At 34.6% G+C, this 22396-nt stretch carries 16 protein-coding genes; 3 read left to right on the top strand and 13 right to left on the bottom strand.

Translation table 11 applies throughout. From position 1 onward, the window contains the following. Positions 1-91: 91 nt before the first annotated feature. Complete coding sequence (locus tag JS605_RS03480; protein WP_203256272.1) at positions 92-2764, top strand: AsmA-like C-terminal region-containing protein; 2673 nt, start codon at positions 92-94, stop codon at positions 2762-2764. Positions 2765-2785: 21 nt separating this feature from the next. Here JS605_RS03480 and hflX read toward each other — a convergent pair whose 3' ends face one another. Then, the gene (gene hflX, locus JS605_RS03485; RefSeq protein WP_203256273.1) at positions 2786-3985 is read right to left on the bottom strand and encodes a GTPase HflX; all 1200 of its coding nucleotides are present in this window, start codon (positions 3983-3985) and stop codon (positions 2786-2788) included. 192 nt (positions 3986-4177) lie between these two features. Between hflX and JS605_RS03490 the strand changes: the two genes are divergently transcribed. Beyond that, the gene (locus tag JS605_RS03490; protein ID WP_203256274.1) at positions 4178-5146 is read left to right on the top strand and encodes an endonuclease/exonuclease/phosphatase family protein; all 969 of its coding nucleotides are present in this window, start codon (positions 4178-4180) and stop codon (positions 5144-5146) included. Positions 5147-5152: 6 nt separating this feature from the next. On the opposite strand, the gene JS605_RS03495 is transcribed toward JS605_RS03490, so the two are convergent. From JS605_RS03495 to JS605_RS03510, 4 genes are all read right to left on the bottom strand, one after another. Further along, complete coding sequence (locus JS605_RS03495; RefSeq protein ID WP_203256275.1) at positions 5153-5695, bottom strand: hypothetical protein; 543 nt, start codon at positions 5693-5695, stop codon at positions 5153-5155. Positions 5696-5792: 97 nt separating this feature from the next. After that, positions 5793-7220: a DUF5689 domain-containing protein gene (locus JS605_RS03500; RefSeq protein ID WP_203256276.1), complete on the bottom strand. Its 1428-nt coding sequence runs from the start codon at positions 7218-7220 to the stop codon at positions 5793-5795. 100 nt (positions 7221-7320) lie between these two features. Next, positions 7321-10122, bottom strand: coding sequence for a TonB-dependent receptor (locus tag JS605_RS03505; protein WP_203256277.1), 2802 nt, complete (start codon positions 10120-10122; stop codon positions 7321-7323). A gap of 117 nt (positions 10123-10239) precedes the next feature. After that, entirely contained in the window at positions 10240-10833 is a 594-nt protein-coding gene (locus JS605_RS03510) for a GrpB family protein (RefSeq protein WP_203256278.1), read from the bottom strand. 143 nt (positions 10834-10976) lie between these two features. Between JS605_RS03510 and JS605_RS03515 the strand changes: the two genes are divergently transcribed. Then, positions 10977-12053: an endonuclease/exonuclease/phosphatase family protein gene (locus JS605_RS03515; protein WP_203256279.1), complete on the top strand. Its 1077-nt coding sequence runs from the start codon at positions 10977-10979 to the stop codon at positions 12051-12053. Positions 12054-12092: 39 nt separating this feature from the next. On the opposite strand, the gene JS605_RS03520 is transcribed toward JS605_RS03515, so the two are convergent. From JS605_RS03520 to JS605_RS03555, 8 genes are all read right to left on the bottom strand, one after another. After that, positions 12093-12533: a hypothetical protein gene (locus tag JS605_RS03520; RefSeq protein WP_203256280.1), complete on the bottom strand. Its 441-nt coding sequence runs from the start codon at positions 12531-12533 to the stop codon at positions 12093-12095. Positions 12534-12623: 90 nt separating this feature from the next. Beyond that, positions 12624-13388, bottom strand: coding sequence for an endonuclease I family protein (locus JS605_RS03525; protein WP_203256281.1), 765 nt, complete (start codon positions 13386-13388; stop codon positions 12624-12626). A 22-nt stretch (positions 13389-13410) separates the two neighbouring features. After that, positions 13411-15051, bottom strand: a complete 1641-nt coding sequence (locus tag JS605_RS03530) for a choice-of-anchor J domain-containing protein (RefSeq protein WP_203256282.1) — start codon at positions 15049-15051, stop codon at positions 13411-13413. 12 nt (positions 15052-15063) lie between these two features. Further along, positions 15064-17631, bottom strand: coding sequence for a TonB-dependent receptor (locus JS605_RS03535; RefSeq protein WP_203256283.1), 2568 nt, complete (start codon positions 17629-17631; stop codon positions 15064-15066). A gap of 163 nt (positions 17632-17794) precedes the next feature. Continuing rightward, entirely contained in the window at positions 17795-19414 is a 1620-nt protein-coding gene (pgi, locus tag JS605_RS03540) for a glucose-6-phosphate isomerase (RefSeq protein WP_203256284.1), read from the bottom strand. A 1-nt stretch (position 19415) separates the two neighbouring features. Next, entirely contained in the window at positions 19416-20735 is a 1320-nt protein-coding gene (locus JS605_RS03545) for a M23 family metallopeptidase (protein WP_203256285.1), read from the bottom strand. Next, positions 20693-21613 (bottom strand): tryptophan 2,3-dioxygenase family protein, encoded by a 921-nt coding sequence (locus JS605_RS03550; protein WP_203256286.1) that lies wholly within the window; start codon positions 21611-21613, stop codon positions 20693-20695. The genes JS605_RS03545 and JS605_RS03550 overlap by 43 nt, the downstream gene beginning before the upstream one ends. Then, positions 21613-22395: a DUF3108 domain-containing protein gene (locus JS605_RS03555; RefSeq protein WP_203256287.1), complete on the bottom strand. Its 783-nt coding sequence runs from the start codon at positions 22393-22395 to the stop codon at positions 21613-21615. The genes JS605_RS03550 and JS605_RS03555 overlap by 1 nt, the downstream gene beginning before the upstream one ends. Between the last annotated feature and the right edge of the window lies 1 nt (position 22396).

Raw genomic sequence — 22396 nt, forward strand, 5'->3', positions numbered from 1 at the left:
AGCCACTTACCTAGGTTAAATTTTTATTAAACTTTTAGTTACTTAGTCGTAAAACCTGTGTCTTACGTATATTATAGCAAAGTTTTAATTTATGAAGAAAGTCTTAAAGATTATCGGTATCACACTTTTAATTATAATTGCGCTTTTAATAGCCATACCTTTTGCTTTTCAGGGGCAAATTAAAGATATGGTTAAGCGTTTCATCAATCAAAATTTAAATGCCAAGGTAGAATTTAGCGATGTAAATTTAAGTTTTATTAAAAGCTTTCCTCAAGCCCATGTTAGTGTAAACGATTTGGTAATTACTAATTTTGAACCGTTTAAAGATGAAACGTTTGCCACGGCTAAAGACATTGCGTTTACCATGTCGATTAAAGAGCTGTTTAAAAACCCCAGCGACGACCCTATCATTATAAATTCTATTGCTGTAGAAGAAGCACTTTTAACCCTAAAAACGGATAAATTAGGCAACACCAATTACGATATCACTAAGGAAGAAGAAGGCAAACAAACCACGCCTGAAAGTGATGCCAGTTTTGCATTTAGCATTGAAGACTACAACATTAACAACAGTGCTTTTTCTTATATAGACGAAGGTGCAGATATTTTGATTCATGTAACCGAGCTTAATCACGAAGGCCACGGTACATTTTCTGCTGAAACCTCAGAATTGAACACGAAAAGTGAAGCCAATGTTAGCATTACATTAGACAGTACCAATTATTTGAGTAACAACCCAATAAAATTAGACGCTCTAATCGATTTAAATTTAGAAAACAAAAAGTACAGCTTTAAAGACAACAAAGGCTACATTAACGATCTCCCATTAGAATTTCATGGGTTTGTACAACAAGTTGATAACGGACAACAGATTGATATTACGTTTGAAAACCCAGAATCTGACTTTAAAAACTTTTTAGCTATAATCCCAAAAGCATACTCTAAAAGCATTGAAAACGTGCAAACCACTGGGGATTTTAAGGTAAAGGGTGCCATAAAAGGTTTAAGCTCTGAAGAAACCATCCCAAACATAGATATAAGTATTTCGTCCAACAATGCTTCCTTTAAATACCCAGATTTACCAAAACGGGTTAGCAACATTACCATAGACACCAAAATTAAAAATGAAACAGGAAATGTAGATGACACCTATATCGATATTAAAACCTTAAATTTTAAAATTGATGAAGATGTGTTTAAATCATCCATCACTTTGAAAAACCTCACTAAAAACATGTTAGTAAACGCTAACATTGATGGCGTTTTAAATTTAGCCAATATTACAAAAGTGTATCCTGTAGATCTAGAAAACACACTTACGGGGATTTTAAAAGGAAAAATAAATACTGCTTTTGATATGAACGCCATTGAAACCAATGCTTACAATCGTATTAAAAACAATGGTTCTGTTGATATTACAGATTTTGTATTTTCTTCTGAAGACATCGTGAACCCCATCCATATTTCGCAAGCAAACATGACCTTTAAACCTGGTACAGTAACACTTAATAATTTTAAGGCCAAAACTGGAGATAGTGATCTTGATGCTACAGGCACCATTAAAAACTTACTTGGGTTTTTACTAAGCGATAATACGCTAAAAGGTAACTTTAATGTAAACTCTAATACATTTAAGGTTAGTGATTTTATGTCTGAAGATGAAACTGTATCTGAAAATAACAAAACCACTACAGACGAGGAATCCCTTAAAATTCCGGCATTTTTAGATTGTACCATAAATGCTAATGCAAAAACTGTGTTGTATGATAATTTAAACCTTAAAAACGTTACAGGTACATTGTTTATAAAAGATCAAAAAGCAGAGTTACAAAATATGTCATCCTCTATTTTTGATGGGAAACTATCTATAAATGGTGCAGTAACAACAAAAGAAAAAACACCTGTATTCGATTTAAAATTAGGCGCTAATAATTTTGATATTGCCCAATCGTTTAAAGGCATGGAGCTCCTACAAAATCTTGCACCCATTGCTAAGTTATTACAGGGAAAATTAAACACTTCACTGAATCTTTCAGGATCTTTAGATAAGGATTTTTCTCCTGTTTTAAGCTCAGTTTCAGGAGACGCTTTGGCTGAGTTACTTACCACAAACATCAATACTAAAGATGGGCTCTTGAACAAATTGGAAAGCTCCCTAAACTTCATTGACTTTGATAAATTAGACTTAAAGGATATAAAAACGAAGCTAGAATTTGCAGATGGAAAAGTAGCGGTACAACCTTTTGATTTTAAGTATAAAGATATAGCTATTGAAGTTTCTGGAGCACACGGTTTTGATAAAACCATCAACTACAACGCAGTATTTAACGTACCTACCAAATATCTTGGTAGTGAAGTAAATCGACTTGTAGGGCAAATAAACGATACCGAGGTTAACAATATTACCATTCCTGTAACTGCTAATATTACTGGAGCTTTTACCAATCCTACGGTTAAAACTGATTTAACCAATGGTGTAAAAAACCTTACCAACCAACTCATTGAAATCCAAAAACAAAAATTATTAAATCAAGGTAAGGATAAAGTGAAAGACCTAATTGGTGGTGTAATTGGAGGTAATAAAACAAAAACAGATTCTATTAAAAAAGAACAAGATAATGTGGTTAAGGATGTGTTAAACGATATAATAAAGAAGAAAACACAAGATTCTACTACAACAGATAACACAAAATCTACCGAAGACGCAATTAAAAACGTGCTAGGTGGTTTGTTGGGTAAAAAGAAAAAGGATACGGTTCAATAATCGTTAAAGATATATCTAAATCTATTTCATATCCTCGTAATTATAATCAGGATATAGAAAGTGGTTATATGGAAATCGTGTAACGTGTATCTCTCTTACCTCATCATAAACCCGTTTTTTAAAATCTTCAAGATTGCTTTTGTTAATGGCCGAAATAAACAAAGCATTATTTCCTATTTTGCTCATCCATGTACTTTTCCACTCTTCAAGTGTATAGTGTCTTTTAGTTTTTTCGGTCTCTAAATCATCTTCAGTAATGGGCTCTGGTTGGTAAGCATCAATTTTATTAAACACCATAATAGTTGGCTTATCACTACTATTAATTTCCCCTAAAATTTTATTGACAGATGCTATATGTTCCTCAAAGTTTGGATGCGAAATATCTACTACATGTAATAATAAGTCGGCTTCCCTAACCTCATCTAACGTACTCTTAAAACTATCTACCAACTGTGTTGGTAATTTTCTAATAAACCCAACAGTATCACTTAACAAAAATGGCAAATTTTGAATCACTACCTTTCTAACAGTTGTGTCAAGTGTAGCAAACAACTTGTTTTCAGCAAATACTTCACTTTTGCTAACAACATTCATAAGCGTGGATTTACCTACATTGGTATAACCTACAAGTGCTACACGTACCATTTTTCCACGATTACCACGTTGCACTTCCATTTGTTTGTCAATGGTTTTTATGCGCTTTTTTAATAAGGCTATTTTATCACGTACAATACGTCTATCGGTTTCTATTTCGGTTTCTCCTGGTCCACGCATTCCAATACCCCCTTTTTGGCGTTCAAGGTGAGTCCACATACCTCTTAATCGTGGCAACAAATATTCGCATTGCGCCAATTCTACTTGGGTTCTAGCATAACTCGTTTGTGCACGTTGCGCAAAAATATCTAGAATTAGGTTGGTTCTGTCTAAAACTTTTACGTTTAGTATTTTACTAATGTTTCGCTCTTGTGCTGCAGAAAGTTCGTCATCAAAAATAGCAGTGTCAATATCATTTTCTTTAATAAATGCATTTACATCTTCCATTTTCCCAGAACCTATAAAAGTTTTAGGATTAGGCATATCCATTTTTTGAGTGAACCGTTTTACGGCATAACCCCCAGCAGTAAAGGTTAAAAACTCCAACTCATCCAAATACTCTTTAAGTTTGGCTTCGTCTTGATCTTTAGTTATAATACCAATTAAAACAGCTTTTTCTAATCCCATATATGCACTACTATTATAAAAAAATTGTGTTGACAAAGTTACGTAATTGCATGGATTTTATGTCTGAAAAAAAATCCTCGATATTTTAGTATCGGGGTTTCCTTTGAAACTGTCATTCTCGTGAATACGAGAATCTTAAATAAAGAATTTGTAAATTCTTTATTTTATTAATTTTAAGCCTATTTTTGACCCATGACAGACGATTTTGATGATATCCCAGTACGCCACGATATGCAAACTGTGGCCTTTTACAATATTGAAAATTTATTTGATTTAAGAAACAGTAAATTCACTAACGATAATGACTTTTTGCCGAATTCTGTAAAGCGATGGACTCCTAAACGCTACAAGAATAAATTGCGCAAATTAGGATTTGCCATTTCTAATATTGGAAGAGAAGAAACAGGAAAACATCCTGCCATTATAGGATTAGCCGAAGTTGAAAATGCAAGAGTTCTTGAAGACTTACTAGATTCTAAACACTTAGATGATTTAGATTATGACTATGTACATTTTGACTCTTTAGACGAACGTGGTATTGATGTGGCTATGATTTACGACACCAAAGTATTTAAGCCTTTACATACCGAAACATTTTCTGTAATCTTAACTGATGATGATGGCTCTCCTGATTACACACGCGACATTTTATTGGTTAACGGTAACTTAGATGGCGAACTTGTGCATTTAATTGTAAACCATTGGTCTTCTAGGCGAGAAGGGCAACAAGAAACCGAGTTTAAGCGTTTAGCTGCTTCTGAAAAGGTAAGTGAAATTATAGATGGAATAACCTCAAAAAATGAAGATGCTAAAATCATGGTTTTGGGTGATTTTAATGACGATCCTTACAATGAAAGTGTAAAACGCCTAACTGAAGACCACAGCTTGTTTAACCCCTTTGAAACTTTACGTTCCTTTACACGAGGCACTGTAAAACATAGGCGTCAATGGTTTGTGTTCGATCAAATTTTAATCTCTACCAACTTTTTTAAAAGCTCTAAAAAGGAATTTGAATTCTTTAAAGCCAACATTTTTGATGCCGATTTTTTAAAACAGTTTAAAGGACATTTTAAAGGTGCCCCTTTTAGAACTTATGTGGGCAAGAAATATAAAGGCGGGTATAGTGATCATTTTCCTGTGTATACTATTTTAAAAAAATAGTGGGTTTTAAAAACTCTTAGCGATACCAATACCTATAGAAATAGCATAATTACCATCAAATTTCTGGTCGTAGAAAAGGTTGGGCGCTACATCCCAATGATGCGATAACTCCAAGTCGTATTCCACACCCATTCTTACTAGGGACTGTACATCCCCCCTTTCTGAGATTAATCCGGGCCCTACAACAAATTCCCAATGCTCCACAGGATTCCACAATACATCCAGAGTTACAACTAAAGGGCATTCCCGTTCTATATTCATACCATCTACTGCTGGACTTACTTCTTTAGATATTAACTCAATATCACTAAAAACACCAACTCCCCAACGTTTACTTAACCAATACTCATAATCTAACCCAAAAGTAGGTATAGATAGTATTTCGTTATTTTCTAAGGAAATATAAGAATGTGCTAAAACAAAGGCTATTCGATGTTTTTTATCTCTTTGGTTTGTATCTTCTTTGTGGCTTGTTGCTTCATGCTCTTGGGAAATACCTAAACCGCCAATTAATAAAACTGTAAATACGGTTATTAATTTACGTTTCATTTTTTAAATAGTTTTATGTTACAACAAAACTATTCCTACCCATTTTAAAATTTAATGACTTATATCAGTATTGATGGATTAAAAACAAAAATCTTTATTACTGTAGGTAATCGACACTCACATCATCTAACTCATAAACACCATCAAAACTATCTTGACCACCTCCTGTATATTTAAAAGCAATATGAATGGTACCTGAAAGACACGATAAATCTACATTTCCTGAAGGTAACCATTCCACAAAAGCATCGCTATCCTTTACCACATAAGCATCAGTTAAAATTTGCCATGTGGCTGCAACTACCCCTTCCTCTGTACCATCCCAATCATCAGCATAAAACACTTCCATGTAACTGCTGTCTGCACGACTATTAGAAGTTTTAAAACGTAAAGTCTCTCCATCCTGAGTATCCAAATTGATAGCTGGTGTAATTAACCAACCAATATTACTGCTATCGCCAGAACTGGCAGATTGAAATCTACAGGAACGCCCTAAGGAGGCATTTGTGGCCGTAGAAGACCATGCTTCCCATGCCTCAGTACCTACTTCTATATAATTTGTCCAGCCATTACCTTCAATGGGACGGTTGTTACGTTGTGACTCAAAATCTTCAAAAAATAAATTTTCCGTCCCAAAACTTGATGCTATACCACATGAGAATTCTAGAGGATCGCAACGCTCTGCACTTTCAAAATTAAGATCAGATGAGCTATTAAGAAGCATCACGTTAAAATCATCTCTAAAGTCCCTACTGTAAATCCCAACCATACTTCCATTGCCCTGCGGTACAATCAAGGATTTAAAATCTGAAAACGTACTGGTTTGCATAATGATTTGCACTCCAGAATCGCAACTTTCCAGGACTCTAAAACCATCAAATTCATCAAACGATTCGCTGGCAAACGTCGCCCCACGTTCAAAACGATTAAGTTGCATATTATTTAGTTGAATTAAGGTGTTTTCATCGGCCGTGGTTAACTCTTGAGGTTCTGCAATCTTGGGTTGAATCTCCGCAATCGTATTAGTTCGCAACACAATATCTCGATATTCGGAAGCTTGGATTTGCTGTACCTCAACACCATTACCTTTACCAATGGTTATCACACCACTGGTTTCTCCAATGGTTAAACCTTGTAATTTCACAAATACTCTTTGTCCAAATTGGTAGGTGTCAGAAAGACTACTTTGATTAATGTCTATCTTAAAGCCAAGCCTAGGATCGTTATCTGGGTTACTGTCATCTGTTTTATTTTGAATAATCAATTCCTCAAAGAAGTTACCTCCTTTATCTGATGATACTACATACCCCTCAATATACACATCATCTTCAATCATCACAGTGCTGTTTCCTCCATTTACAGCTTGTTCATACAGGGATTGCATTGCTTTAAACGTAGTGATTTTTTCTACAGGAATATCTGGATCCTCTGTAGCAATATTTGGGACATTAAAATCATCATCTTGTACACAACACCATCCCAGTAACACCAGCATTCCCATTAAAAGATTGTTAAATTTTTTCATAATATTATATTAAACGAAAGCCCCTCCTAACCTCCCCAAAGGGAAGGAACAAATTACGCAAGAGTGCGCATTCCCCTCCTTTGGAGGGGTTAGGGGAGGCCTAAAATCTATAATTAACATTCAAAAAATACGTTGCGCCTCTACCATACCAGTATTTTGATCCAAATACTGGTGTATCCAAAGCTTGGTCGTCCCGTAATTGTCTAAAATTGGCATTTCGTCCCTGCTCAAAACCTCCTGTTCTAAACACCTCATCCAACACGTTATTTACACTTGCAAATACACTTATATAATCACTTCCTATTTTCCATGATTTTCCACCTACTAAATTCACAACCATATAATCATCAAAACGTTCTTGTTTTAATAATTCTCGTGCTAAAGCTTCATCATAATCATTAAATACATTACCATCAAAATCTGTAGTAAAGTTTAAAGAGCGTGTTAACGGACTCACATCAATGTAAGTATTTGTAAAAATATTTGCCGTAGCTCCAAACCACCAAAAATCTGGGTCGCGGTATTCGAATCCAACAGCATACGCACGATGTGGCCCTGCAGCAATTTTGTAGTTTTTAAGATTAGATTGTCCAAAATCCTTAAAGCCATTTACAAAACCAGCAGCAATAGATTCATCATCAGCCTCTGTTGTTAAAAATAGATTAGGGTTATTGGCGTACGTAAATTGCCCCACAGAAGCCACGCCTTTTAATTTAATAGTTGGTGTTACCTGTGCTTCCAAACCTAGTTCTACTCCAATATGTTGCTTATCTATTCCCTGCAATATCTCTTGGATAAACGCTACGTTATCGCCACCAATGCCATCAGCAAAGAAAAAAGAGATTTCATTGGCATCCCTAATTTTGGTATAATATCCTGTTAATTTTCCCTTTATAATTGGCGAACGAAAAACATAACTCGCATCGGCTGATAGTATTTTTTCTTCTGTAATATTTGGTACAACATTGTGATTCTCTCGTGAATTGGAATATGTATTTCGTAGTGATGGTGCCCTGGCAACATAACCTCCATTAAAATTTAGTAAGTGTTTCCCTGAAATTTTATAGGTTACTCCTGCCTTAGCTCCAAAACCTGTAAAGTGCAATTGCTCTCCTTTTCCTAAAGAATTATCTGGGAATGCCCCGTTTTGATACAACCCTTCTCTTTGATATTGGGTGCTAGTAACACTTCCAGACATGAAAACATCTACCTTATTATATCGAAATTGGGCTTGGGCAAATCCACTAAACACATTGGCAAACAAGTTGTAGTTATATTTAAATTTATCGCCTACACTTACCAATCTATTAGGGTTTTGCAAATCGTTTTGCGCATCATTAGTATCATCTGCAAACTGATCAACATCAAGATATGTTTCTGCTCCCAATAAATCTAAAACCTCAGCAAAATTCTCTGATTTCAGAAATTGAGCACTTAACCCTGCATTTAGAATAATATGATCATTTATTTCTGAATTTAAAATAGAATTAAATGTAAGTTGTGTATCGTCCACCCGATCTTCATATAGTGCATATCTTGCATTTCCACCATTTTGGGTATTTAAAATATTAGCTTCATAAAACGTATTCCAATCCACCTGACCATCATTTTGAAACTCTTTTAACGCTAAAAAAGCAAACTGTAAATCGTTAGGAAAGTTACGTTCAAAATAGCTTGGTAGGTTTTGATAGTAAGCAGCACTGGGGTTAGCGCCTCCTCCTTCTGGAACACCATTTACCAAATCTGTACCATTATTATCCAAACGGCTGTTACCCAGTTTTCCAAACTGATAGGCTGCATTGGTATTTAATTTTGTTTTTGGTGATACATTCCAATAATGATGTAACATAAAAATAGGCTCTTCTACTTCTTTGATACGTGAGTTTCGTTTTTTGCCATCTTGCCAACCCCAATATTCGTTATACCTAATGCCTTTAATATTAAAAACCTCTTGTGTATTTGGCGATGATTTTCCTCGACGGTTAGGTGCATAAATACCTGTAAAACCCACACTATGTTTCTCATTAAGTTTCTTCTCTACGGATAGAAAAATAGAATTAGCATCATAGAGCGTAGCATCTTGATAACCCTCATTGCCCCAACGTCGGCCTATGGAAATAGTATATGCCCAATTATTTTTTAGTAAGCCAGATGCATAGGTTGCCATTAAACGATTGGTGTAACTTCTATTTGAAGAAGAATAGGTTAGGCGACCGCCAGCTCTAGCCCGAGATGCCCTAACATTAATATTTGTTGTACCTAAAACACCTCCAAAATTATAGTCTGATGGTGCCAAACCTGTGGTTAGTTCCTGATTTCGCATCACATCATTCAAACCTCCCCAATTACTCCATTGTGGCCTACCGTTGAATAGTTTATTCATTGAAATACCGTTGATAAGTATTGTACCGTTTTCAGAATCTAAGCCTCTTAATCTGAAAAAGGATTGGCTAAATTCAAAAGCAGCTGTACGCTGAAATACATCTAAAGATGAAGCTAATAGACCTGTAATATTATCAGCACCTAAAGCATCATTATCCAGCTCATCATCTGATAATGTAATGGTAAATAAATCTTGACTTTGAGACGCATCTCGCTCTAGAGTCATATCGCTAATATCAACCGCTTGCCCTTCGTTTACTATGATTGGAAAACGTTTTTCGGTATAGCCTGTTTTAGAAATTTTAAGTATTTGTTCTCCAAAGGGTACATTAGTATCAAAGATAAATTCTCCTTGAACATCTGTGAGCATTACTAACTCCGTACCTTCTACCTCTACCGTAACATTTAAAATAGGCTGAAAAGATACCGCATCCTTAACACTTCCCTTAATAACAGCTTCTTGAGAAAAACCAAAAAAAGTAAAGCATCCGAATAAAAATATGAGGGTAATTTTATTCATATCTAACGGCTCTGTATAAACTTTGTTGCGTGTTTGTTTAGCTAAAAGTAAGCAAATTATTATTGATTAGAGAGTCCGCGAAAACTTTGACAAGTGAGCAAAAAACTAGCAATACAATTAATACCTTTTGTGTGTAGGCTCTTTTTCTATTAATTCCAATGTTTCTTTGACGAAATCTGTCTTTCCTATTACATACGAGCCTCTATCGTTTTTAAACTTAGACGCTAATTCAATTTTTAAATCTTCGTATGCTTTTGCTCGTTTTTTATTCGCATTTAGATAGTCTCGAAAGTTTATTTGTTTCCACATCACATTATCTTTCGGACACATATGAATATGAAAAATCTGTTCTTTTTTTCCATCAATATTATATCCTTTTCCAAATGTTGAATATTCCTCAATATTTTCTCTTGCAGGAACTTTGAAATGAGAATAGCCCAATTCAGTGAATTGGTCGATTAATTGTTCGTCAAACAATAAATCTTTTGGAATTTCAATCATTAAGTCGATATACGGTTTAGATTTTATTGATGTAATTGAAGAACTTCCAAAGTGCTCAATTCTTAATATTATTTTTTGTCCTACCTTTTCTAAAATCCGCTGTTTTTCGTTTTCATAGATATTTTTCCACTCAGGATTATGGTCAACCAATTCAATCGGGAAAAGTGTATTCCAGTCCTCTTTGGTTAAATCGTATAATGTTTTTTTCACTGTTTTTCGATTGGGTTTTTAGCTTACGTTCAATATTGAGACATCAATAATAAGAAAAAGTAACTGATTGATTCCAATAAATTTAAATCATTAATTTAACTTTGGCTTGGGTTTTGCGATATAAAAACCACAACTTTTAAAGCATGAATTTTTTTAAACTTACTTGTTTTATCATTTTTTTAAGTGCCTCTTTATCTTCATTTGCGCAGGATAAAACATTTAAAATACACACTATTGCTTTTTACAATTTAGAAAACTTATTTGATACTATAAACGATCCTTTAAAATTTGATGAGTATAGTCCTATTATGGAATTAAAAGCGAATAGAGAAAACGTTTACCTCCAAAAAATAAAAAACATGGCTCGTGTAATATCTGAAATTGGAATGGAAGACACTCAAAACGCTCCTGCTATACTTGGGGTTTGCGAAGTTGAGAATAGCACTGTTTTAGAACATCTTATTAATGATTCCCTTTTGATTAAAAAAGACTATGGTATTGTACATTATGATTCGCCTGATGCGCGTGGAATAGACGTGGCCTTATTATATCAAAAAAACTTATTTACACCTACCAATTCAAGAACCTATGAATTAAAGATTTACGACGATCAGGATGGAACGCGTGTGACCACAAGAGATCAATTGGTTGTAAGCGGACAATTGGAAGATGAGATAATTCATATTATTATAAACCACTGGCCTTCTAGACGAGGTGGAGAAGCCAGAAGCAGACCAAAACGTATCGCTGCAGCTAAATTAAACAAACATATTATAGATTCGTTGCAAACCCAAGACCCCTATGCCAAAATATGTATCATGGGAGATTTCAACGACAATCCTAATAATCCTAGTATAAAGCATATATTAAATACGGAAAGAAAACGAAAAAATGTACGTTTTAAAGGTTTGTATAACCCTTACGAAAATTTTTATCGAGATGGCTTAGGCACAACAGCTTATAGAGATAACTGGAGCTTGTTTGACCAAATTATAATATCCAAACCCCTATTAGAAAAAGAGTATTCGTCTCTTAGGTATTACAAAGCTGGTGTTTTTAACAAAAACTATTTAATTACGTCGAATGGAAAATACAAAGGATACCCTTATAGAAGCTGGAACTACAGTGGATTTAGCAATGGCTATAGCGACCATTTTCCTGTTTATATGTATTTGATTAAAGAAGTCCCAGCAGCGCTATCGGACACCTCTCCTAAATAGAACAACTTAAAAAAACTGTCTTTAACTGAAAAAATATCTTTAGCTTAACCAAGTGCTCCATGGTATTCTTGATAAGAATAGCACTAAAGCTATTGTATAAAAAACAGCAATTGTTTTTAATTTAGGTGCAGATGTTAACTTCTTTTTATGTTTTGAATAGCCTATTGTTATCAAAGCTACAGCAATGATATTAATGGTTGGGTGTTCTACAAGATATAGTCTATTTACAGCATCTTTCATAACACCTCCCATACCTAATTCGCTAAAAAGTTGAAGTCTAGGTGAGACAAAATACAGAACCAACCCTATTAATAATTGAATGTGTGAAACAATCAATGTAAATAATGAAATTCTAAAATCTTTGGGACTGTATTCTTTCTTGCCAACAGATTTTGCAATAGCATTAATTACGGCAATTACTAAAACTAAAAGCACTAAATATGCCCAATAAGAATGTAATACTTGAATTGTTTCGTACATGGTGTTTCATTTAAATTATTGTCAAAAATAGTGATTTTAGTTTACAAAAAAACCGCTTCTTTCGAAGCGGTTTAATAGTATAATGTATTTTTATTGCCATTTGTTTTCTGCAGGGTCACCACCCCAAATCAGAGTTGCTAAATACGGATTATCAATAAATGGGTTACGATTGCCCTGAGCGGAAAAAATAACTTCATTGCGTTGTATTTCAAAAGGGGAAACTGGGTCTTCCACATTCCATTTTAAGAATAACTCTGCGGTTCCTACTTTTTCGATTTTTTCTCTATATCTCACGTTAAGATATAAAATCATTCTAGCCACATCGCCTTTCCATTCATCACCAGGATACCATCCATCACCAATTCTTTGGTTAGCACCGCTACCATCTACAAATGGCAGGTTACTTCTATCACTATTTACATCGGCATCCACTGACCTTAAATGATGTAAATCTGTTACAGCATCTGCAAGTCTTAGTAAAGATTGTGGATATACATGTTCGGTATTAAAAGTTTGCGGTTCGTAATCATTACTACTAGAGGTATATTCTTCCCAATACCTGCTTTCCCCAGTATACATTAAAGTTACATTATCAGGATTAGACAAATCTTCGTCAGCGTCATATAAATAATCATGTCTTCTACCATAAGACAAAATATTAGTATGATTGTCTACCGTATGCTTTCTTACAGCGTCATAATTTTCCTCTGCATCTTGGTTTAAATTAAGTGTTGCGTAATATAATTCCAACTCAGCTGGTACATTTAAACCTAAACCTACATCTATAGTTGGCCTGTCATCGCTAGCGCACCCAATAAAACAAGTCGCTATGAGTATTAAAAAAAATCTTTTCATTTATGTATTTTTAAATTATATATTATTGGTAAACCCATTCACCCATTTCATCTTTAATTACTGCGAAGTCTTCAGTAGTTCTCGAACCATTAAAAACATCAATAGTTACAATGTATTTCTGCCCAACCTCAGCTCCAGGATTAATGTTATCTAACACTACAGCGATAGCCTCAAGCACCATTTCATTAGTCCACTCTGCACTGTTACCTGCCCTTCTATCCATATTTCCGAAATCTGCCATACTACTCGTAGCATCTGGATAGGCCGTTGATAATGCCTCAATTATGGCATCATAATCAGAACTGCTCATGGCGTATTTAATGGTATTATCTGGTATCCATTTATTGCCATCGTGTCCAAATTGTAACTGAGTTTGGTGCGGTGTCCACTTACCATTAATAAATGTATAAGAATTACCTCTTAACACAGTACTTCCGTTAAAAAATCTGTAAATTAAAAATACTTGATCTTCCTCTTGAGCAAAATTATATGGCGGTGTATTATCCAAAAATCTAGGTAAAAAATCTTCGGGAGCAACCGAATTACTAAAGTTATCAAATCTACCCGGTCTTCCACTTTCTTCTCCCATACCATCGTAATCTGATGAACTAAGATAATAAGACTCTTCATCCAATTCCCAACGAGATCCATTGTATTTGTAATATGCACCTTTTCTATCGGTATCACCTTCTACCCCAATAGTTTTTATTGCGAATGATTCTACCCTCCATCTTGGTGAGTCATCATCTGTAGAGGAATATTTGAATGCAACATGAATGGTTTCTCCATCATAAGCAGAAAAATCTAAATCTGGGGACAAAGTTAAGTTGCCATAAGCCGTTTTGTCAAAATCCAGCACTGTCCAAGTAGCTGCCATAGGATCTGTTCCAGTCGTATAGTTTGTAGATACTATAATATCAAATAAATCGATTGGGCTACCAAATAAGTCGATTTCTTGATTGATTTGAAACCTTAAGTCTGTTTGACCAGTTAGATCGATCTCTGGAGAAATCAACCAATCCTCATTTGCAAAAGCACCACTCTGAAAACCAGAACCTTGCACGTTTGCGGAACCTACTGTCCAACCCTGAGTCCCAAGAAAATCAATATTTTCGAAATCATCATAATTGGTGGGAAATGATGCTTGATACACGTTGGCAAGACCAACAACAGGGGCTTCAAAAAACTGCTCATACCTTGCTAAAACATAATCACCATCCATAGGTGAGTCAATCTCAACATCCAGAATATTAGGAATATAATCATCTGAATTAACCTCTGGCCAAAACGCTGCACCCTCATCTCCTGTGGTAGCATAATCATCAAGGTCTAATTGATAAATTGTGGCATTTGTATAGGCCTCAACTTCTTGTAAATCTGTACCAAATTCTACTTCATAACTTACCAATACGGAAGACCCTTTACCCCAAGTTGGATATAAGTTTGATAGGTAATCTGGAATCAATTCTTTAGCATCATCAATAGATTCAAAAAAACTATCAGCAACACCAATTTCTTCGTAGTCGTCATCTGAAAGGGTAATTTCGGTATTCCCAACAACAGTATTATCTAGACCCAACTCATCATAAGTATCTTCTAGTGATCTTTCACACGATACTAGAACAAGAGCTAGTATCATAATTAAGTTTATAATTTTTTTCATTTCGTAGCTTTTTTAGAAATTAATTTTCGTACTTATACTAAAGGTTCTTCCTTGTCCGAAGAATACTAAAGCAGTAGCAGCATCGTTATCTACACCATCATCTGCTCTGTTTATAAACTCCTCATTAAACAAGTTGTTAATTCTTCCTATAATCGAGGCATTAAAAGGACCAAATTCAAAATCATGTTTTAAAATTACGTCAGATAAAAAGTAACTAGGTACTTTCCATGGTTTGGTTTCTAAAGTTGCCTCCGAGTTTCTAGATTCCAAATTGAAATCTGCATAATATCTATCGTAATAATTGTAATCCCATGTAAACGATGTTTTAGGAGATATTCTTACCTGCAAACCTAGAGCAGATGTTGTTTGCGCAGAACGTCCAACAGGAACTCCTTTTAGGAAAATATCGGTTGTTCTAACATTTCCTTCAGAATCAAGGACAGGGTTTCTATCAATATCGAAAAATGGAACATCTATTACGTTATTATTCCAAGTCCAATCTCCAAAAGACACCATACCTGTTAAAGTTACAAAATCAAAAGGACGGTATTCAAAATCTACTTCTACACCCTGGTGCAAAGCTTCCAAACCATTAATATTTGCAGTTATAAGGTTTTCTCCAGTTCCTTGATCTGAGGTCAACGTTCTATTTTTCCAAATAGTGTTGTATACATTCACATTTGCCGCTAATTTTTCCGAACGTAAACCATAACCAATTTCAAAACTTGTTATTTTTTGATTTTCTACACCTGCATTAAAATCATCATTACTAAAGTTTAACCAAACATCATCCAAAAACGGTACTCTTTCGAAGTAGCCCGCATTGAAAAACACGTTATGCATACTATCGAAACGGTAACTTGCACCAAATTTACCTCCAACGGCAAAAAAGTTTTCAGCATCTGTTAATTGTGCAGGATCTTCATCTAATTTTTGAAAGAAATCTTCTCTTTGATACCTGCTATTATTAAAATTGACTGCTGCGAACGCTGTAAAATTATCTTTATCATATTCTGCTTGAGCAAAACCACCAATCCATTGATGATAACCTTTATCGTGATAGTTTATTTTGTCTCCTACCAAAGTAGCTCTATTAGGGTTATTTATATCATCATTGCTTAAGAAATATTGACCTCCTAACAAATCTGTTACTTCTTGGAAGTGCTCACCAACATAATAACGATAATCTGCACCTACGTTCAAATCTATATAATCATTTAGCTCTGTATTTAAAACACTAAGAGCCCCTAACCATACATGATCGTTTCTACTAGCCCTTAGGATAGCATTAGAACCTTCCGCACCTCTAGCAATATTTTCATCTACTATTCTATCTAAATTTACGGGTCCAAAATTCCCTATCTTATAATCCACATTAGTAAACTTACCTTGTTCGTCTCCAGCAGTTCCACCACCTCCACCTGTACCAGTAGATCCATAAAAAGATGTAGATAATGTAGTGATATCGTTTATTCTCCAATAGTGATTTAGAGATGCCAAAGGCTTATGATAAAAGTTATCTTCTATGTTTGTTATTTGTCCGTTTTTAAAACCCCAATCTGGATTATAACGAATACCTCTCTCACTCTTTCTATAATCATTTATTAAAGAGCGGTTTTGGCGCTGGCCATGGCGTTGTTTAGCCCCAAATACATTAAATGCAAATTTGTGTTGTTCATTTAATTTGTATGATATATTCAAAAAGTAAGATACAGCATTAAAGTTAGTACCATCGGCATAAGTGGCGTCACCAACTGTTCTGTCGGCATAAGCTGTTACCGCTATACCATTTTCTTGAAGTCCGGTAGATACCTTAGCGCCATATCTGGTATAACCATCATTACCAACATCAAAACCAACAAACCCTCCTTTTTCTGAATCTGTAGATTCAGTAATCGTGTTTATCGTACCTCCAATAGAAGGCACAGCTATTTTAGCTGCCCCTAAACCTCTTTGCGATTGTATAGAAGATGTAACGCTTCCTAGACCTGCCCAATTACTCCAAAACACACGCCCATTTTCCATATCATTTACAGGAATACCATTTATTAGTACGGCAACATTCTCAGAGTTAAAACCCCGCATGGTTACTTCTCCATCTCCAAAACCACCACCGTTACGTGTTACAAAAACACCTGGCGTGGATTTTAAAATTTCTGGAAACTCTTGATTACCAAGTTTTAATTGGATACTTTCCTTTCTTACAGTAGACACTGCAACCGGTGTTTTTCTATCAACCGCAACAGATGCAATAATTTGAATTTCCTCAAGACCTACTTGATTAGACTCCATTTCTACTTTACCTAAAGTAGCATCGCCAGAAAAGGCAATTGTTTTAGAATTGTAACCAATATAGGTTATTACAATTTCCCCTGAGGTTGACTCTGTGGTAATCGTAAAATTACCATCAAAATCTGTAGTTACCCCATTAGTAGTACCCTTCTCAATAACATTTGCACCTGGGAGCGGCAGATTTGTACCTGCCTCCACAATGGTACCTGTTATGGTACTTTGCGCCGTAGCAACAGTAATAAAAAACAAAACTGTTACCAAAAACAAAAATTTAGTAGTTTTTTTCATAATTTTTGAAAAATTATTTAATAATTTGAAATTAGTCAGTGCAAAAATACTGATATTTAAAAGAAGTATATTATTTAAATGTTAATAATTTTAACATTTATTATTAACAAAAAAGCACCGATATTCACAATATCGGTGCTTTTATTAAGAATTTTATAACGTTTTAAGAGATTTGCTTATAATATGCTAAGAGATTTGAAGTAGAACTATCATGCTCATTTTGGGCTTCTCCAACAAATTCTTTCAATATTTTACTTGCCAATTGCTTTCCTAATTCCACACCAAATTGATCATAACTAAAGATGTTCCAAATAACGCCTTGTACAAAGATTTTGTGTTCGTACATAGCAATAAGTTTACCTAAACTTTCTGGTGTTAACTTATTAATAAATATGGTGTTTGTTGGTTTATTCCCTTCGAATATCTTAAATGGAATAATTGCTTCTTTTGTATCTTCTGCAACAACTTGTGTTTTTGTTTTTCCATTAAGAAGCGCTTCTGTTTGTGCTAAGAAATTTGAAATAAGCTTATCTTGATGATCTTGGTTTCCATGCAGTGATTTTACAAAACCAATAAAATCTGCTGGAATAAGTTTTGTACCTTGATGTATTAATTGAAAAAACGCATGTTGCGAATTGGTTCCTGGTTCTCCCCAAATTAACGTTCCTGTTTGATAACTTATTGGGTTACCATTTCTATCCACACTTTTTCCATTACTTTCCATAATGCCTTGTTGCAAATAGGTGGCAAACTGATTTAAATATTGAGAATAAGGAATGATTGCTTCACTTTCGGCATTAAAAAAGTTATTGTACCAAATGCTTATTAACCCTAAAATTACTGGGATATTACTTTTAAAATCTTCGTTTTTAAAATGCTCATCCATTTTATGGGCTCCTTCTAACAAACTGGCATAATTATTATAACCAACTGCCAAACTTATGGATAGCCCCACTGCACTCCATAGGGAAAAACGGCCACCTACCCAATCCCACATCGGGAAAATATTATCACTGTCTATTCCAAATCCTGAAACTGCATCTAAATTCGTAGATACCGCTACAAAATGCTTTGCGATATCTTGTTCTGATGCTGACTTTAAAAACCACGATTTTATGGTATTGGCATTTGAAATAGTTTCTTGCGTAGTAAACGTTTTGGATACTATAACGAATAATGTAGTTTCTGGGTCTAGTTTTTTTATAATCTCATTCACATGATCTCCATCTACATTGCTCACAAAATAGGTGGTTAGATGATTCTTGTAATACTGCAGCGCATCTACTACCATGGCTGGCCCTAAATCGGAACCACCAATACCTATATTCACTACATGGGTAAACGGTTTACCTGTATAGCCTTCTCTTTCTCCATTTACCACTTCATTAGTAAAGGCTTCTATTTTTTGTTTTACTTTGTAAACCTCTGGTATTACATTTTCTCCATTTACAGTTACGGTTGCTGATTCTGGTGCTCTTAAGGCGGTGTGCAATACTGCTCTCCCTTCTGTTTCGTTTATGATATCGCCTGTAAATTGACTTTGTATGGCATCCTTTAGCTTTACATCTTCAGCCAATTCTAAAAGATAGTTAAGTGTTTCTTCGGTAATTCTATTTTTTGAAACATCTACATAAAAATCGTCCCATTTTATGGTAAACGTATTTGCTCTATCCTTATCCTGAGCAAATAAATCTTTCATGTGAAGATTTTTGGTGTCTTCAAAATGAGTTTTAAGCTTTTTCCAAGCATCTGTGGTTGTTGGATTTATGTTTGGTAATGCCATATTATGAATTTGATTGGTAAATTACAGTTTCATCTTTTAATTCTTCTGTAATTTGAGGTTTAAAATTTATATTATCTAGCTTGTACTTTATAGGTTGAATAAACTCTAAATACTTCACTTTTAAAGAATCTGAAATGGGTTTTGCTTCTGGTAATTTTTGCTTAAATGGATCTACTTGTTTACCATTCTTCCAGAAGCGATAGCATACATGGGGACCTCCTGTATTTCCTGTCATTCCAACCCATCCAATTACATCGCCTTGCTTTACAAACTGCCCCACTTTGGCCTTTCGCTTACTCATATGCAAATACTGTGTTTCGTAAGTGGCATTATGACGAATTTTTACATAGTTTCCATTACCTCCTCTTCGTTCTGATCTTGTTACGGTACCATTAGCGGTCGCCATAATAGGCGTACCTATAGGTGCCGCAAAATCTGTACCCTTGTGAGGCCTTACACGATACCCATAAACCGCTATACGTCTCTTTAAATTATACCGAGATGATATTCTGCTGAATTTTACTGGCGCTTTTAAAAATGCACGTCTTAAATTTTTGGCTTCCTCATTAAAATAATCTACAATTCCCTTGGTGGTATCCGTCATAAACTCAAAGGCATAAAAGGGCTCATGGTTGTGTTCAAAATATGCCGCTTTTACTTTATCTACTCCTGTATAAATGGTATCGTCTATATATTTATCTGTATATATTACTTTAAATCTATCGCCTTTCTGAAGCCTTCTAAAATCAATAGTCCATGCAAAAATTTCATCGGCCATTTTATATGCCAAACGCGGACTTAATCCTTGCTCTTCTAAGGTAAGTGAAATATTGTCTTCTATAACACCTGTAGCTGTTTTTTCTACATATTTAATAGGTTTTCTGCTTCTATAAGCTTGAATGGAATCCTGAAAGTTTATTACCACATAATCCTCTAAATTAGGCTGATATATAAAACATGTGGCTGTTTCCAAAGAATCTTTTGCACATAATAATGTATAAGGTTTCCCCACTTGAAGCCCTCTTCTAATATCAAAGGTGTCTTTGGCTTTTTCTGCTATGTTAAAAATTTTAGGATACCCAACATTGTTACGTTCTAAAATAACTCCAAAAGTATCGCCACTCCGGATAGTATCTCGTTTAACAATATAATCGTCCAATGTAAATCCAAATTCAATGTTTGGCTCTGGCGCTTCTATAACAGCCAAGTCTTGTGTTTCAATTTCTGTTTTTGGTTCACTTTTACAACCAAAAACAGCAACTATTATAATTAGAAATACTAAATATTTGTCCCCCAATCTTCTATTTCTTTTTCTGTCCATAAATCTGGAAAAAATATTCTTTTTTGATATTTTGGATGCATATACTTTACCCATTCGCTACCTCCTGTTGCTTCTGCTGTTTCTCCTCCTATATTTAAATAGTGGTTTGCCGTGTTATAATGTGCCATTACCCATTTTACATTTACGGTATAATCGTAATGCCTCATGGCTTTTACCAAAGCTTTATCTTTTCTATCTTTTTCTGGAAGCCTTTTGTATTTAGACCATAAGTTTTTGTCTTCGTATGTTTTAGAAAATCTTATAAACTCGTCTTTGTAACGTTCTTCAAAAGCTGATAGAGTGTAGGTCTTTTTACCTGTTTCATAGTCTTTACCAGCAGATTGCCAGTACAATTGTTCAAAGGCATTATTACAACAAATATCTTTGCTTACTTTATCCCTAAAACGTTTATCTATAAGATTAATTAATTCTGTAGAGCCGAATTCTACAAGTCTATACTGAGCACTTTGAAATCCACTAGCTGGCGTCAACGTGGTTCTAAATTGATTGTATTGTTCTATATTCATTCCATCTTTCATGATACTGAAAGAGGACGTAAGCACATCAAAATAACGGCTTATACGCATTATTTTATCTGTGAAAACTTCAACTCCAAAATTATTTTCTGCTACCTGCTCAATCTCAGAAAGTATCATTTTAAATAGCAATTCGCTAATTTGATGATACATAATGAACACCTTTTCATCTGGAAAATTGGTTCTGGGTTTTTGCAGATTCAATAACACATCTGTTTGGATGTAGTCCCAATAACTAATTGGTTTACTATGAAGCAATCCTTCTAAATGAACTTCTAAATCTTGATCTATGGAATCGTACTTGGCTTTTAGTTGGTTGGTTATATGAGAGTCTGATTTCATTAATTTTTAACAACTATTTGAAACGGGTGCTTCAACCCTTTAAAGGCTTCTAAGTCTGCTCTAAGCGACCCCACAGCCAAATCTGCTTTGATGCGCAAAGGTACTTTATTTTTGTCTTTTGACACCCATAGCGTTAAACTTTCTTCCTCCTTAAACACTCGTCCTGCCATTACATAAGGTCTAAATTTTAAAGCTTTTACATCTCCAAAATCTGTATCAATAATTTCCTCTCCTAAATATTGCAATTTAAACCCATAGTTTTCTTCATCAAAAAACATATCTACTTTAAATTCATCACCCACTTTAAGTTTAGTTATATCTATACTATTACGTAAATAGTAGTAGGTTGATACCATGTCTTGAATATTGGGCTTTGTATCTATTACTTTTTTTGTTTTGTGCTTTCTATTATTCACATGGGCTTTTTGGTTCTCATGGTCAAAATCAATTACTATATCTTTGGTATGCCCTCCTTCATCAATATTACGCACAAACTTATATGGCATAATGGTGTTCTTATCAAAATAACTTTCATACCTGTCTTTTACCTTAAAAAACCATTTAATCATGCCTGTTGTCCACCCTTTTCCAACAACATGGTACACCTCTTTATCCCCTAACTTAGAGTCCTTAACAGCAAGGGTTGCATTTCCTGCTTTTAAAAAACCGCTGTAGCTCATCTTAAATTTAAACCATTCGCCATCTCCAAAAGCGGATTCTTGTTGCGCAGAAGACATCTGAGCAACAGAGAAAGCTATTAATATAAGTAGTAATTTTTTCATT

The sequence above is a fragment of the Hyunsoonleella ulvae genome, assembly GCF_016827605.1.
GTDB lineage: Bacteria > Bacteroidota > Bacteroidia > Flavobacteriales > Flavobacteriaceae > Jejuia > Jejuia ulvae.